Here is a 14697-nt window from a genome sequence, read left to right as displayed (position 1 = left end):
TCAGCACGACGCTGGCGCAGAGCGTGCGCGACATCTCGACCCAGACCCAGGCGCATGCCAGTCGCACCCTCGCTGAGATCGACCGTCTGGTGCAGGCTGCAACGGACGCCCCGAAGGCGGCCGTTGCGCTGCAGGCCGAGCTGGCTGCGCGCGATGAACAGCGCTTTGCCAGCTGGACCGATACGCTCGGCACCATCGCCGCCACGCTGCGCCAGCAGTGGGAACAGGCCAGCACGCACGCCGCCACCCGCCAGCAGGAGATCTGCGAGGCGCTGGCGCAGACCGCGCGCGCGATCTCGACCGAGACGCAGGCGCATGCCAGCACCACCCTCGCCGAAATCGACCGCCTGGTGCAAGCTGCGGCCGAGGCACCCAAGGCCGCCACCACATTGCAGGCGGAACTGGCATCGCAGGACGCGGAACGCATGGCTGCCTGGACCGATACGCTCGGCACCATGGCCGCATCGCTGCGCCAGGAATGGGAACAGGCCAGCGCACACACTGTCAGCCGCCAGCAGGAAATCTGCGAGACGCTGGCCGTCACCGCGCGCGACATGGCAGCCCAGGCGCAGGCCCAGGCCACCGGCACCATCGCCGAAGTTGCCCACCTGATGCAGGCCGCATCCGAAGCGCCCAAGGCCGCCGCGGAGGTCATCGCGGAACTGCGCGAGAAGCTCACCGACGGCATGGCGCGCGACAACGCCATGCTGGAAGAACGCAGCCGCATGCTGGAAACGCTGGGCACGCTGCTCGATGCCGTGAATCATGCCTCCACTGAGCAGCGCAGCGTGGTCGACACCCTGGTCGCCACCACGGCGGACCTGCTGGACCGCGTCGGCACGCGCTTTACCGACAAGGTCGAATCCGAAACCGGCAAGCTCACCGACATCGCCTCGCAGGTCACCGGCAGCGCGGTCGAAGTCGCGAGCCTGGGCGAGGCCTTTGGCGTGGCGGTGCAGCTGTTCAGCGAATCCAACGGCAAGCTGATCGACCACCTGCAGCGCATCGAGGTCGCGCTGGACAAGTCGATGACGCGCAGCGACGAGCAACTGGCCTACTACGTGGCGCAGGCGCGCGAAGTCGTCGACCTGAGCATGCTGTCGCAAAAGCAGATCCTTGAGGACCTGCAGCAGCGCGCCGGCCAGCAAGCGCCCAGCGCAGAGGCGGCATGAGAGAGGACCTTGACGCCGGCGTTGAGCCGACCGTTCCCGCGTGGGCGGTCTTTGGCGACCTGATGTCGGTCCTGCTGGGCGCGTTCGTGCTGGTCCTGCTGGGGGTCATCGGCGTGCAGATGGAACTGTCGGCCAGGCTGGAAGCCGAGGTGAAGCAGCGGCAGGAGGAAGCACAGCGCCGCGAGACGCTGGAAAAGGCGCTGGCGGGGCCGCTGGCGGCCGGCCGCGTGACGCTGGTGAACGGGCGCATCGGCATCAGCGGCAACGTGCTGTTTGCGCTCAACTCAGACCAGCTGCAACCTGACGGCCGCGATCTGCTGAAAAGCCTGGCGCAACCGTTGTCAGCCTACCTGCGCAGCCGCGACGAGATCCTGATGGTGAGCGGCTTTACCGACGACCAGCAGGTGCGCGAAGGCAATCGCCGCTTTGCCGACAACTGGGAGCTGTCGGCGCAGCGCGCGCTGACCGTGACCCGCACCCTGATCGATGCCGGCATCCCGCCCACCTCGGTGTTCTCGGCCGCCTTCGGTTCGCAGCAGCCTGTGACACCGAATGCCGATGCCGAGGGCCGCGCGAAGAACCGGCGCGTGGAGATCTCGCCGGTGCCGCGCGTGACCGCGGGCACGGTGAAGCCGCATGGCTAGCCTCGACGTGGCAGCCGATATCCGCGCGCAACTGGACGCCTGGCAGGCCAGCGGCGCCGACCAGGCCGATCCCGTGCGCTTCCGCCTGATGGAGGCGCTGGCCCGTCGCTGCGCCGGACACAGTGGCGCGGTGCGGGGCTTGCTGGATGAGCGCCTGCGAGGTATGGCCGCCGCGTATGCAGCCATCGTGCAGCGGTACACAGGCAACGATAGCGATATTGCCGATGGTGGCGCGCCGTCCACGCCAACGTCCAGCCCGACAGCCAGCGCGCTTGGCGCACTCGTGCACGACATCACCGCGCGCGCCAGGCCCGCCGTCGCGGTCGCCTCGAACGATGCACGGTCGCCCGCGCCGGTGCCGGCACACGCCCCCCAGTCCAACGCGCCGCTGGTCGATGCCCTGGCCGACTACTTCCGCGAAACCTGGGCCAGGGTCAGCGTCGAGCAGCACTTCCGCCTGTCGCTGGAACGCGTGCCGGAGAATGCCGGGCCGCTCAATACCGACCATCTCGTGCATCGTTCGCTGTCGCTGATGCGCGAGACCTCGCCGGAATACCTGCGGCATTTCCTGTCCTATGTCGAGGGCATGTCCTGGCTGGAGCAGTTGGGCGCAGCGGCGGCGGCCGAGAAAGAAGCGGCGCGCGCCGCCGCGGCCAAAAAGAGCGCGCGCGGCAAGGCTCGCAAATAGCAGTCCGGCCCTCGCCTCAGCGCAGCCGCACCACCACCTTGCCGAAGGCCCCGCGTTCCAGGTGGTCGAGCGCCGCGGGCAAGTCCCCGAAGTCATACTCGCGCTCGATCACCGGGCGCAGCCCCAGCCAGTCCACGGCACGCACCAGGTCCTGCAGCGCGCGCCGGTGCGACACGCCGATCCCCTGCACGGTCACGCGGCCATGCAGCACCGGATAGACGCTGGCGCGCAGCTCATCGCCCTGAAGGTTGCCGATCACCGAGATCCGGCCGCCCTGCGCCAGCGCGGCCAGCGACCGGCCGAAGTTGTCTCCGCCAGCCAGTTCCAGCATATGGTCGGCACCGCGGCCGCCGGTCAGCTCGCGCACGGCAGCCGGCCAGTCAGCGGTGCGGCCGCGATGGACGCCATGCGCCGCGCCCAGTTCCTGCACGCGCGCCAGCTTGTCGTCGCTGCCGGACACCACGATCACGCGCGCACCCTGTGCGCGGGCGATCTGCACGGCAAACAGGGCCACGCCGCCGGTGCCGATCACCACGACGGTGTCGCCGGGCCGCGTCACCGTGGCCTCGGCCAGGGCTTGCCAGGCCGTCAGGCCGGCGCAGGTCAGGGTGCTGGCCTGCGCGGCGTCGAGCGTGCGCGGGGCCGACACCAGCGAATCTTCTGCCAGCACCACGTACTCCGAAAGCATGCCGGGACCAGGCACGCCCAGCGGCATGCTGCGGCGCGGCTGAACGCCATCGAGCCAGCCGGTGAAGAAGGTGCTGATCACGGCGTCGCCAGGGGCAAAGTCGGCTACACCTTCGCCAATCGCCACCACCTCGCCGCGCATGTCCGACCCGGGAACCAGCGGCGGCTGCACGGGCATGCCCATGCCGTCCTGGATGATCAGCAGGTCGCGGTAGTTCAGGGCCACTGCATGGACCCGCACGAGCACCTCGCCGGGACCGGGCACGGGAATGGGCGCGTCGACGCGACGCAGGTTGTTGCGGCCGAAAGCGGACAGTTGCCAGCGTTGCATGGAGGACGTCATGGGGTACTCCGGTCTGTTGAAAACGGTGAACCCACTATACTGATTCCCTGACAGATCCATTGAGCAATCGATGTCCTTCCCATGTAGATCCTATGGAACCAATTACCCATGACCGGCTGGCCGGGATCTCCGCCTTCGTGGCCGCCGCGGAGGCCGGCAGCTTTGCCCAGGCCGCGGCGCGCCTGGGGCTGACGCGCTCGGCCATCGGCAAGGCCATCGCCCGGCTTGAGGCACGCGTCGGCACGCGCCTGTTCGTGCGCACCACACGCAGCCTGGCGCTGACCGATGACGGCCAGGCCTTTTATGAACGCTGTGCCCAGGCGCTGGAAGACCTGGATGCCGCCCAGCTCATGCTCGAAGCCGGGCGCAGGGAAGCGGCCGGCCGGGTTCGCGTGAGCGCCCCGGTGGTGTTCGGCCGCCACCATGTGGCGCCGCTGCTGCTGGAGCTGGCGGACCGTCATCCGCAGTTGCGGCTGGAAGGGAATTTCACCGACCGGCTGGTCGACTTTGCTGACGACGGCATCGACCTGGCCATCCGCAGCGGACGCCTGCCGGACAGCGACATGCTGGTGGCACGTCCGCTGGGCATGCAGGCGATGGTGCTCTGCGCCGCGCCCGCGTACCTGCGCAAGCATGGCACGCCGACCAGCATTGCCGACCTGGCCTCGCACCGCTGCCTCGTCTACATGCATGGCGGCGAGTCCGTGCCCTGGTCACTTGCCGGTCCCGACGGCAATATCGCGCGGACGGAACTGGCGCACCGTCTCGGCTTTGACGATATCGACACCATCGCCGCCGCAGCCATACGTGGCGCGGGCCTGGTCAATGTCCCGTTGTGGCTGGTGCGGCAGCCGCTGGACCAGGGCACGCTGGTGCGCGTACTGCCGCAAGCCTCCGTCATCCGGACCCCGCTGCACCTGGTGTGGCCGCGCACCCGCTTCCTGCCGCACAAGCTGAGGGTGACGATCGATTTGCTGGTGGAGGCGATTCCCGGGGTGCTCGCGCTGGACTGACGCCGGCGGCGCAAGTCGCCCGCTATCCCTTCACCGCAAACCCGTACAACGCTGCGGCGTTGCGCCACCGGAGCGCAGCGGACAAGGCCGCGCCGGCCTCCTCGCTGTCACCGGACGCCCCTTGTCCCGGCCATGCGGCAAGCATCCGGCACTCGTCGACCCGAGCCGGCGCCTCGTGATTGGTCCATGGCCAGTCGCTGCCCCACAGCAAGCGGTCATCGCCCACGACTTCGCGCCATCGCTGCGCAAGCCCGTGCCAGTCCTGAGGGGATGCAAGCCGGTACGGCGCGCTGATCTTCACCCAGACCTGGCGGCGCGCGCGCACGGCAGTGGCCACGTCGAAGATCGCATCCGCGGTTCCTGCGGGGCCGGGCCGGCCAAAGTGGTCAAGCACGACCGGCGCGCCGGCATCGCCAAGGGCCGCGTCAAGCTGCGCCAGCACCATGGCGCCATCGCCGTTGCTGGTATGGAGTTCGACATGCCAGCCTAGCCCGGCGATCCGGGAGAACAGCCCGCGCCACGGCGCGGTGGCAATGCGCTGCCAGTCCGGATCGCCATACAGGTTCAGGCGGATGCCCCGCACGCCGGCGCCGTGCAATGTGGCCAGTTCCTGGTCCGTCACTTCCGGGTCGACCACCGCGACGCCGCGCAAGCGCCCGGGCATGGCCTGCAGCGCGGCCTGCAGCGCCGCATTGTCGGTGCCGAGAAAGCTGGGCTGCACCACTACCCCATACAGCTCTCCGAGTTCTGCAAGCCGGACGTGCCAGCCCTTCAGGTCGGCGGCATAGGGCGGCCGGTAGCGGGCCGATGGCGCGGCCACTCCGGCATCGAAGACGTGGAAGTGGGTATCCACCAGCGGCAATGCGCGCTTGCTCATCAGTCAGTCCCTCCGTGGCGCGGCTCAGTGGCGCGGGTATATCCGGATATGGCATCCGAACCCGCGTCAGTATTCTAGTCCTCTAGAGGACATCGGCATTGACATCAATTTAGCACGGGTTCGGCATGCCAGACAACGCGCTGCTCCAGACTACAACCACCGCCGCGGGCCTGAGCCGCTACGGCCAGATTGCGGCGGAACTGCAGGCAAGGATCGTTTCGGGCGCGTGGGCGCCCGGCAGCGCCATTCCTGCGGAAGGCGCGCTGGCCAAGGAGTTCGGCATCGCGCTGGGCACCATCCGGCAGGCCATCGCCGTGCTGGTCCAGCAGGGCCTGCTGGAGCGCGTGCAGGGCAAGGGCACCTTCGTGCGCAAGGGACTGAGCGGGGCCAGCCTGATGCGGTTTTTCCGCTTCGGCGGCGCCGATGGCGCGCCGGCGGTGCCGCGCTCGGAAATCCTGTCGTGCCGCGCCGTGCGCCTGGACAAGGCCATGGCAACCCGCTTCGGGCTGCCGACGGGTGCACGCGGGCTGGCAATTTCACGCCGCCGCTGGCTGGATGACACGCCCCGGCTGCTGGAATCGATCTGGCTGCCGCTGCCGCGCTGCGAGGCCCTGCAGCAACTCCCGCCGGTGCAATGGGGCGACCTGCTCTACCCGCTGCTGGGCAGCGCCTGCGGCATTACGGTCCATCGCGCCGTTGATGAAGTGACCTTCCGCACGCTAGCAGCAGACGAGGCCGCCTTGCTGGACTTGCCGGATGCGCACCCGTGCGCGGTCGTGACCCGGCATGCCTTCGACCTGGGCGGCAGCTGCATCGAATACCGGCTGACGCGGGGCGACGCCTTTGCCTTTCGCTATACCGCGGACGTCCGCTGACGGACCGCACCCGAGGAGACAGACCCATGCACGCACGCCACGCGATCGCCGCCACGATCGCTGCCATGATCACCACCACCACGCTGGTGCAGGCCGCCGACACCGCCGCGGCCTGGCCGGCACGCCCCATCACGATCGTGGTGACGTATCCGCCGGGCGGCGGCGCGGACCTGATGGCACGGCTGATCGCCCCGGGTCTCGGGCGCGAGCTGGGCCAGACCGTGATCGTCGAGAACCGCCCGGGTGCCGGTGGGCAGATCGGTGCAGCCTATGTCGCCAAGGCGGCGCCGGACGGCTACACGATGATGGTCGATGCCTCCTCGTATGCGGTGAATCCCAGCCTCTATCCGCGCCTGCCCTACGATCCGGACAAGGCCTTCCGGCCGGTCGGCGTGCTGGCGCGCTATCCCAATGTGCTGGTGGCCACGGCGAGCTTCCCTGCCAGCAAGGTCAGCGACGTCATGGCCATGGCCAGGCAAAAGCCAGGCTCGGTCGCCTTTGCGTCCTCGGGCAATGGCTCGGCGCAGCATCTGGCGGGCGTGCTGTTCGAGCAGCGCGCGGGAGTCGACCTACTGCATGTGCCCTACAAGGGCGGCGGCCCCGCCATGACCGATGTCATCGCCGGCCAGGTGCCGCTGTTCTTTGCCAACGTGGCGTCGAGCCTGCAGCACATCAAGGCCGGCAAGCTCAAGCCGCTGGCAGTGACCAGCCATGCCCGCACCCAGGCATTGCCGTCCGTGCCCACCATGCAGGAAGCCGGCGTGGCAAGCTACGAGGTCTATGAATGGAACGCGGCTTTCCTGCCCGCCGCAACGCCGGACCCGATCGCAGCGAAGCTCGCTGACGCCCTGCAGAAAGTCATGACCAGCCCCGAGATCCGGCAACGCGTGGCCGAGCTGGGCGGCGAGGTCGTGGCTGCGCCGCCAGCACAGGCACGGCAATTCATCGACGGGCAGACCCGGCTATGGGCCAAGGTCATCCGGGACGGCAACATCAAGCCCGAATAGCACCCGCCAGCACCGCCCCTGCCCCACCACGGCCCAGCTACAGAACCTTCAGGAGAAAAACATGACCTCGATCAATCCCCTTCGCCGCCATCTGCTCAAGACCACCGCCGCGCTGGGCGCGTGCGCGCTGGCGCCAACGCTGGCGCGTGCCCAGGCCTGGCCGGCCAAGCCGATCCGGCTGGTGGTGCCGTTCGCGCCGGGCGGCAGCTCGGAGATCGTGGCGCGCTCCACCGCGGCGGAGCTGACCAAGCTGCTTGGCGTGTCAGTCTTCGTCGAGAACAAGCCCGGCGCGGCCGGCAATATCGCGATGGGCGAAGTCGCGCGCGCCGATGACAACCACACGCTGATCCTCGGCCATATCGGCACGCTGGCGGTCAATCCGTTTATCTTCCCGAAGCTGCCCTACGACCCCATCAAGGATTTCCGCGCGATCTCGCTGCTGTCGAAGGTGCCGAGCCTGTATGTGGTCCACCCCGACGTGCCCGCGAAGAACCTGAAGGAGTTCGTGGCGCTGGCCAAGAGCAAACCCGGCAAGCTGAACTACGGTTCGGCCGGCAACGGCAGCGCCGGCCACCTGGCCTTTGAATACCTGAAGGCCGCGACCGGCACCTTCATCACCCATGTGCCGTATCGCGGCAGCGGCCCGCAGATCACCGACCTGCTGTCGGGGCGGCTGGACGCGGCCGCCGTCGGCGCACCGGCGATCATCCAGTTCATCAAGGCCGGCAAGTTGCGCTGCATCGCCACCGGCACGACCCAGCGCATTCCCCAGCTGCCTGACGTGCCGACGGTTGCCGAACAAGGCTATCCCGGCTTCGAAATGACGCAATGGTATGGCCTGCTGGCACCGGCGTCTCTGCCCCAGGCGGCCGCCGACAAGCTGGCGGACGCCACCGTGAAAGCTGTGAAGAGCAAGTCGTCGGTCGAGCGCCTGAGCGCGGATGCGGCGATTGTGGTGGGCGACACGCCGGCGGAGTTCTCGCGCTTTATCGCGCAGGAACAGCAGCGTTGGAAGCCGATCATTGCGCGCGCGGGGATCAAGCCGGATTGAACGGGCAGCCGCTCCCGGCGCAGCCTCAGCCGGCGATGCCGGCCCAGCGCAGGTGCTTGCCCCAGTCGGCGTCGCTGATCACGCCGGACACGCCCTGCCGCAGGCCATCGGCGCGATAGAAGTAGGTGCGCGGCATCTCGCCCATCCAGTCCGGATCGACCGCATAGCGCAACCGCTCCTGCGGCTCGTGCCCAAACACCCACGCGTTGCGCGTCAGCCTGACGCGCTGGAGCAGTTGCTGCACCTGTGGCAGCGCGTCGGGGTTGTCCGTCGCCAGCGTGACGACGCGCAGGTCCCGGTGCTGCGCGCGCAGCTTGCCGATGGCGTCGAAGTTGCGCTTGCAATAGACGCAGTCGAGCGACCACACCACCAGCACAAAGGGCTTGCCCTGCTGGCTGGCTGCCAGCAGGGTGGCGCTGGCCGATGCGAACACGGCGACGCGCTCGGCCGGCGCACTGCCGGCATTGGCGGCAGTCATCGCCAGGGTCAGGACGGCAGCGGCGAGCAGCTTGCGGCGGGATGGCATCATGCGCCCTCCTTGCCCAGCGGGAACACCTGGAAGCCCTCGGCCTCGGTACGCCACAGCACGTAGGCGCGGCCCGCATGCTGCAGCAAGTGCGGCTGGTCCGAGTCGCGCTCCGTGCCGGCAAGCTTGCGCGTCTGCCAGGTCTTGCCGCCGTCTTGCGACAACATCGCCGACAGGCGTGTCTGCTGGCCGTCGAACGATTTCCAGGTCACCGCGATCTCGTTGTCCTTCAGCGCGACGATATCGGCATGCTGCGCGCGCGGGTCGTCCAGCGGGCGCTGTGCCAGCAGCTTGCCGTCCTTCCAGCGCCCCACCGAGACCGTGGGCTTGCCTTCGCGCACGTTGAACCAGACCATATGCACCGTGCCATCGGGCGCCACCGAAGCGCCGGGGCCGTGGTGCGGGCAGGCGTCGATGCGCCAGTCGTCGAAGGTGGCGCGCTGCATCGGCGTGGCCCTGCCGTCGGTGCCCAGCAGCGCCAGCGCGTGGTCGCGCGTGTTGGGCGGGAATACATGGCGCCACAGCGCCAGCATCTTGCCGTCAGGCGTGGGCAACAGCGCGATGCGGCAGCATTCGCACGACTGGTCGGCGATCTTGTAGTCGCCCTGGAAGGTCTTGCCTTGGTCGGCCGAGACCGCGTAGTAGACCGCGGCGCCGGCGTACGGCTGCTTGCGCGCCTCGGCGGCAACCACGTCGCGCTTGTCGATCCAGCTGACGAAGACGCGCCCGGCGTTGTCCACCGCGATGGCGTCGAAGCGGTGTGCGATCTGGTCGCGGTTGGCATGCACCGTCAGCGGTTCGGCAAAGGACTTGCCGCCATCGGTGGAGCGCGCAAAGCGGATAAAGCCGGTCCACGGCTTGGGCAGCGGCTGGGTCCAGGTGACGTAGATCTCGCCGTCGCGCCCCGCGGCCACCTTGGGCCGGCTTTCGTGATCGGCGGCAACCTGCTCCGGCACGCTGTTGACATGCTGCGCCGGCCCGAAGCTGCGGCCGTAGTCGGTCGATGCACGTACCGCGACGTAAGGGCCGTCCTTGTAGGCGACCCACAGCTTGCCCTCGCGATCGAAGGCCGCGCCGGTGCCCAGCTCGCTCATCTTCGCGGTCTTGGCCTGGCTGCCGTGGCCGGCGTGATCGCCGTGCGTTTGCGCGGTCGCGGCCAGCGCGGCGCAGGCCATCAGCCCGGCAACGATCAGACGGAAACTGGGGCAAACGCCTTGCATGGGTGTGGTCAGCCTGTTCACGTGCTCAGAAGGAAAGTTTCGCCTCGGCGTAGAACGTCCGGCCCGGATACGGGTGGTAGACGTAGTAGCGCTGGTCGGTGAGGTTGTCGATGCCAAGCCCGAGGCGCACGTTCTTCGCGGGCCTGTACGTCACCTTGACGTCAAAGGTCAGGAAGCTGCTGGTGCCGCCGAAGGTGGCGGGATTGACGTCGGAATTGTCGAGCGTATTGTACTGCCGCCCCGAATAGGTCATGGCCAGCGTGCCGGCCCAGGCCGGCGTGATGCGATAGGTTCCCATCAGGTTGGCCCGCCACTTGGGGATGCGGTAGAAGTACTTGCCCACCGAGGCCGGGTTGTTGGCGTTCTCAAGCGTCTTCGAATGGTTGTAGGCCCCGCTGGCCGACAGGTCAAAGCCGCTGACGAACACATCGCGCGCGTCATAGGCCAGCTCGATGCCGCGGGTGCGCACGCGGTCGACGTTCTGGAAACTGGTGACAGTCGGGAATACCGTGGTGTTGGTCTGGCTGACCAGGGCATCGCGGATATCGTCCTCATACACCGAGACCCGGAAGTACGACGAATCCAACGTGCGCTCGAAGGTCAAGTCCTTCGAGAACGACCGCTCTGGCCGCAGGTTGGGATCGTTGTTGATCAGCGCGGTCCCGGTGATGCGGCCCTGGAACAGCTCGCTGACAGTCGGGTAGCGATAGGCCTGGCCCAGCGACAACCGGCCCAGCCAGTCCTGCCCGAAGGCCTTCTCCAGCGCCAGCTTGGGCGACCAGTTGGATTCGCTGCGCACCGGGTAGCCGATATCCGCGCCGGGCTGGCTGCGGCTGCCGTCATAGGCACGCCAGTGTTCGTAGCGCACGCCGGGGATCAGCTTCCAGTCCTCGGCAAAGTACCAGGCGTCCTGCGCATACAGCGCCTGGGTCTCGGTCTTGCCGGCAAAGGCGTTGTTGAAGGCGGTGATGGTGGCCGCCTGCCAGTCCGAGGTGTTGTAGGTGGTGTTGCTCAGCCGGTAGTTGTCGTAGTGATAGCCGAACGTGACCCAGTGCCCGCCCTGCAGCTGCTGCGGGCGGTAGTCGGCCTTCAGGTCGAGCGTGCGCCAGCCGGTGCCGTCGCCATAGGTCACCGTGCCCGGCCCGCTGCCAACGGTGTTGGCGCTGCGGCTGATGTCCTTGCTGACGTCGAACAGCGACGCCACGCCCGAGAAATTCCAGCCGGTCTCGTTGCGCGTGCGCAGCGACAGGCCATAGAGCCAGCGCGCGTCCTCGCCATTGCTCGGGGCAAAGGCGTTGGCGGGAATCACATACTCGTAGCCGCCGATATTCACTGGACCGTTCGACACCACGTTGCCACTGGCATCGCGCAGGTAGCTGCCCGTGGCGCTGGAGCGGTCCTGTTGCCAGTAGGCGGCAGTGAACTGCGCCTGCAGGGTATTGGTGATGTCGTAGCCAAGCTTGAGCTTGAGCTGGTCCTGCACGGTATGCGTGACGCCCTCGCTGTTCACGCCCATCACCACGCGGTCGCGGCCGGTCTGGTCCTGGTCGAAGTGGGCGCCGGTGACCGGCTTGTCGGCGGAAGTGGCACGGGCCGTGGAGCGCGCCGTGGTATAGAAGCTCAGCGGCTGGCTCTTGCTGTCCTGCCGGTCCACGCTGACCAGCCACGAGAACGGGCCGACGCGGTCGCCCACATAGGCGTTGGCGTGGACCCCGTTGAAGTTGTCGTGCGTGCCGTACAGGCTGAAGCGCTGCGTGAACAGCTGCACGCTGGCATCGCCCTCGAACTTCTCCGGCGTGCGCGTGGTGATCAGCACCGTCGCACCCAGCGAGTTGCCGGGATACAGCGCCGAATACGGGCCGTACAGCACATCCATGCGCTCGATCTCAGCGCTGTTGACCAGCGACCAGCGCGGCGGGAAGCTGAAGTCCGATCCCAGCAGGTTGGACAGCAGCAGGCCGTCCGCATAGACCAGCCCCCGCGCCGACTGGCGCGAACTGGTGCTGCGCACCGAGATGATCGAGTTCATATCGCCGATGAAGCGCTTGCGTACGGCGAGGTTGGGCGCGTATTTGAGGGCGTCTTCCGTGTTCACCACATTGAAGTCGGCCATGCGGCGGCTGCTGATGCCGTAGGCCGGCGAGGGCGTGTTGGGCGGTATGGCCGGCGTCTCGCCGCGCTCCGACTTGGCCGAGACCACCACCTCCTGCAGCGGCTCGAGCGCGTCCACCACCTGGGCGGCGGCGACGGCGGGGCCCATCAGTACCGCCGAAACGGCCAGTGCAATGCGATTTTTCTTCACTGGAAAACCTTGTTGTCGTCTTTTTTTTGGCTCACTCCACCTGAGCGCAGCATACGGCGCTTCTCCCCGAGAGCGAGCGCTGACATTTTATGGGGCATGGGGACGCAGGCCGATGCGACATAGCGACGCGGGCGGCAGGCCGCCTAAGTGTTAACCCGCATATCCAACGTCGGACCTTGTCACTACATTGCCCCGATTGGCGTCAAGCCAATGTGATGCAGGGAGAGACTATCGCGGCGCCCGCCGCGCACAGCGCCGAAGGAGCAACCGCCCCGGAAACTCTCAGGCAAAAGGACCGGCATCACCAGTCAGTGCACTCTGAAGAATGCCGGACGCTATCGTCCGCCGGCATACCGAAGGAGCAAGCGTACCCCGCCCTGGCGGCCGGGTGTCGTGAATCTCTCAGGTCCAGAACAGAGGGGGCGTCCGCCACGCATATTGCGTCCGGGCTCCCACCATCGACGTTCCTGGAACCTGCAGATCATGAAATCAATCGCTGTCATCGGCGGTGGCATCACGGGTGTCACCACGGCCTACGCGCTGGCCCGGCGCGGATTCTCCGTCACGCTGTTCGAGCGGCACCGCTATGCCGCCATGGAGACCTCGTTCGCCAACGGCGGCCAGTTGTCGGCCTCCAACGCCGAGGTCTGGACCCACTGGTCGACCATCGTCAAGGGCATGAAATGGATGCTGCGCAACGACGCCCCGCTGCTACTCAATCCCCGGCCCAGCTGGCACAAGCTGTCCTGGTTCGCCGAGTTCATCGCCGCGATCCCCCACTACCGCCGTAACACCATCGAGACCGCGCGCCTGGCCATCGCCGCGCGTGAGCACCTGTTCGGCTGGGCGGCGCAGGAAGGCATCGATTTCGACCTGAAGAAGGAAGGCATCCTCCATATCTACCGCGACAAGGCCGGCTTCGACCATGCCGGCCGGGTCTCAGCGCTGCTGGCGCAGGGCGGGCTGGAGCGCCGCGCCGTGACGCCCGAGGAGATGCGCGCGATCGAGCCGACGCTGGCCGGGTCCTACTATGGCGGCTACTTCACCGAAAGCGATTCCACCGGCGACATCCACAAGTTCACCAGCGGCCTGGCCGCGGCCATCGATCGGCTAGGCGTGCGCTGCCTGTACGGCCAGGACGTGCGGGCGGTGAAGACCGACGGCAGGCGCGCCACCGTGACCGTTCAGGACGGCGCCGACACGGCCAGCTCCACCTTCGACGGCGCCGTGATCTGCGCCGGCACCGCCAGCCGCGCACTGGCCGCGGGGCTGGGCGACCGCGTCAACATCTATCCGGTCAAGGGCTATTCGATCACGGTCAACCTGACCGATGAAGCCAGCCGCGCCGCGGCACCGGTGGTGAGCCTGCTCGACGACGAAACCAAGCTGGTCACCAGCCGCCTGGGCGACGACCGCTTCCGCGTGGCCGGCACTGCCGAGTTCAATGGCTACAACCGCGATATCCGCGCCGACCGCATCCGCCCGCTGGTGGAATGGGTGCAGCAGTGCTTCCCCGGCGTCAGCACGCGCAGCGTGGTGCCTTGGGCCGGGCTGCGGCCGATGATGCCGGATATGCTGCCGCGTGTGGGGCGCGGACGGACGGCATGCATCTTCTACAACACCGGGCACGGGCACCTGGGGTGGACCTTGTCGGCGGTGACTGCGGATATGGTGGCGGGGATTGTCTACCAGCATCTCGGCGCGAAGCTGGCAGTCGCGCCGGGTGCGTCGCTGGCATTGGCCAAGGCCTAAGCCTGAACTTGCAGATGTTTTCCCCCCTCTCCCATTTAGGGGAGAGGGGAGAGAACTAGGGGCATGGACGGGTTTCGCCTCATTCGGGTCCGCGCCCCAAACTCCCCACAATCCCCTTGCGGAAGGTCAGCACGCACACGATGAAGATGATGCCCGTCACCATCGACACCGATTCACCGAACCCGTTGAACCAGTCGATGCCCGTCACCGCCGCAAGGTAGCCGCCCAGTTCGCCAAGCTTGTTCTCCAGCGCGATCACAACAAACGCGCCGATAATCGGCCCGGTGAGCGTGCCGAGGCCCCCCAGCAGCGTCATCAAGATCACCATGCCGGACATCGACCAGTGCACGTCGCTGAGCGTCTCGAAGCCCAGCACCAGTGCCTTGATCGAGCCGGCCAGCCCCGACAGCGCCGCCGACAGCACGAAGGCGGTCAGCTTGAAGCGGTCGACGTCATAGCCAAGCGACACCGCGCGCGGCTCGTTCTCCTTGATCGCCTTCAGGATCTGCCCGAACGGCGAATGCACCGTGCGCACGATCA

At 67.7% G+C, this 14697-nt stretch carries 13 protein-coding genes, 1 pseudogene and 2 riboswitches; of the genes and pseudogenes, 8 read left to right on the top strand and 6 right to left on the bottom strand.

From position 1 onward, the window contains the following. From CF68_RS35240 to CF68_RS35230, 3 genes and pseudogenes are all read left to right on the top strand, one after another. Positions 1 to 1172 (top strand): annotated as a pseudogene (locus CF68_RS35240) (DUF802 domain-containing protein); the annotation flags it as partial. Further along, positions 1169 to 1816, top strand: coding sequence for an OmpA family protein (locus CF68_RS35235; protein ID WP_013952165.1), 648 nt, complete (start codon positions 1169 to 1171; stop codon positions 1814 to 1816). The pseudogene CF68_RS35240 and the gene CF68_RS35235, both read left to right, overlap by 4 nt. Further along, a complete protein-coding gene (locus CF68_RS35230) occupies positions 1809 to 2504 on the top strand; it encodes a DUF2894 domain-containing protein (RefSeq protein ID WP_035828332.1) in 696 nt (231 codons plus the stop codon). The genes CF68_RS35235 and CF68_RS35230 overlap by 8 nt, the downstream gene beginning before the upstream one ends. A 16-nt stretch (positions 2505 to 2520) precedes the next feature. Here CF68_RS35230 and CF68_RS35225 read toward each other — a convergent pair whose 3' ends face one another. Further along, positions 2521 to 3534, bottom strand: a complete 1014-nt coding sequence (locus tag CF68_RS35225) for an NAD(P)-dependent alcohol dehydrogenase (RefSeq protein ID WP_013952163.1) — start codon at positions 3532 to 3534, stop codon at positions 2521 to 2523. 92 nt (positions 3535 to 3626) lie between these two features. On the opposite strand from CF68_RS35225, the gene CF68_RS35220 reads away from it, so the two are divergent. Next, complete coding sequence (locus CF68_RS35220; protein ID WP_035828329.1) at positions 3627 to 4547, top strand: LysR family transcriptional regulator; 921 nt, start codon at positions 3627 to 3629, stop codon at positions 4545 to 4547. A gap of 22 nt (positions 4548 to 4569) precedes the next feature. Here CF68_RS35220 and CF68_RS35215 read toward each other — a convergent pair whose 3' ends face one another. Continuing rightward, positions 4570 to 5424, bottom strand: coding sequence for an amidohydrolase (locus CF68_RS35215; RefSeq protein WP_035828327.1), 855 nt, complete (start codon positions 5422 to 5424; stop codon positions 4570 to 4572). A 125-nt stretch (positions 5425 to 5549) separates the two neighbouring features. Between CF68_RS35215 and CF68_RS35210 the strand changes: the two genes are divergently transcribed. From CF68_RS35210 to CF68_RS35200, 3 genes are all read left to right on the top strand, one after another. Continuing rightward, positions 5550 to 6299 (top strand): GntR family transcriptional regulator, encoded by a 750-nt coding sequence (locus tag CF68_RS35210; RefSeq protein ID WP_035828325.1) that lies wholly within the window; start codon positions 5550 to 5552, stop codon positions 6297 to 6299. A 26-nt stretch (positions 6300 to 6325) separates the two neighbouring features. Continuing rightward, positions 6326 to 7306 carry a tripartite tricarboxylate transporter substrate binding protein gene (locus CF68_RS35205; protein WP_013952159.1) on the top strand — a complete coding sequence of 327 codons (981 nt, stop codon included), beginning with the start codon at positions 6326 to 6328 and terminating at the stop codon, positions 7304 to 7306. A 61-nt stretch (positions 7307 to 7367) separates the two neighbouring features. Beyond that, positions 7368 to 8357 (top strand): tripartite tricarboxylate transporter substrate binding protein, encoded by a 990-nt coding sequence (locus tag CF68_RS35200; RefSeq protein ID WP_035828322.1) that lies wholly within the window; start codon positions 7368 to 7370, stop codon positions 8355 to 8357. Positions 8358 to 8382: 25 nt separating this feature from the next. On the opposite strand, the gene CF68_RS35195 is transcribed toward CF68_RS35200, so the two are convergent. From CF68_RS35195 to CF68_RS35185, 3 genes are read right to left on the bottom strand one after another with little or no spacing between them, the layout of a single operon-like run. Then, positions 8383 to 8886: a hypothetical protein gene (locus tag CF68_RS35195; RefSeq protein WP_035828319.1), complete on the bottom strand. Its 504-nt coding sequence runs from the start codon at positions 8884 to 8886 to the stop codon at positions 8383 to 8385. Continuing rightward, complete coding sequence (locus tag CF68_RS35190; protein ID WP_035828316.1) at positions 8883 to 10103, bottom strand: sialidase family protein; 1221 nt, start codon at positions 10101 to 10103, stop codon at positions 8883 to 8885. Before CF68_RS35190 ends, CF68_RS35195 begins: the two co-directional genes overlap by 4 nt. Before the next feature lie 25 nt (positions 10104 to 10128). Continuing rightward, a complete protein-coding gene (locus tag CF68_RS35185) occupies positions 10129 to 12405 on the bottom strand; it encodes a TonB-dependent receptor (RefSeq protein ID WP_035828314.1) in 2277 nt (758 codons plus the stop codon). A 209-nt stretch (positions 12406 to 12614) separates the two neighbouring features. Beyond that, positions 12615 to 12713: riboswitch (glycine riboswitch) on the top strand. Then, positions 12714 to 12832, top strand: a riboswitch (glycine riboswitch). A gap of 11 nt (positions 12833 to 12843) precedes the next feature. Between CF68_RS35185 and CF68_RS35180 the strand changes: the two genes are divergently transcribed. Beyond that, positions 12844 to 14157, top strand: a complete 1314-nt coding sequence (locus tag CF68_RS35180) for a D-amino acid dehydrogenase (protein ID WP_369798940.1) — start codon at positions 12844 to 12846, stop codon at positions 14155 to 14157. 79 nt (positions 14158 to 14236) lie between these two features. On the opposite strand, the gene CF68_RS35175 is transcribed toward CF68_RS35180, so the two are convergent. Then, positions 14237 to 14697: branched-chain amino acid ABC transporter permease (locus tag CF68_RS35175; RefSeq protein WP_035828310.1), on the bottom strand; the 461-nt coding region annotated here is incomplete at its 5' end.

This window comes from Cupriavidus sp. SK-4 (assembly GCF_000611125.1).
Taxonomy (GTDB): domain Bacteria; phylum Pseudomonadota; class Gammaproteobacteria; order Burkholderiales; family Burkholderiaceae; genus Cupriavidus; species Cupriavidus necator.
The sequence above is the reverse complement of the archived record's forward strand: the minus strand, read 5'-3'. Positions and strand labels throughout refer to the sequence as shown.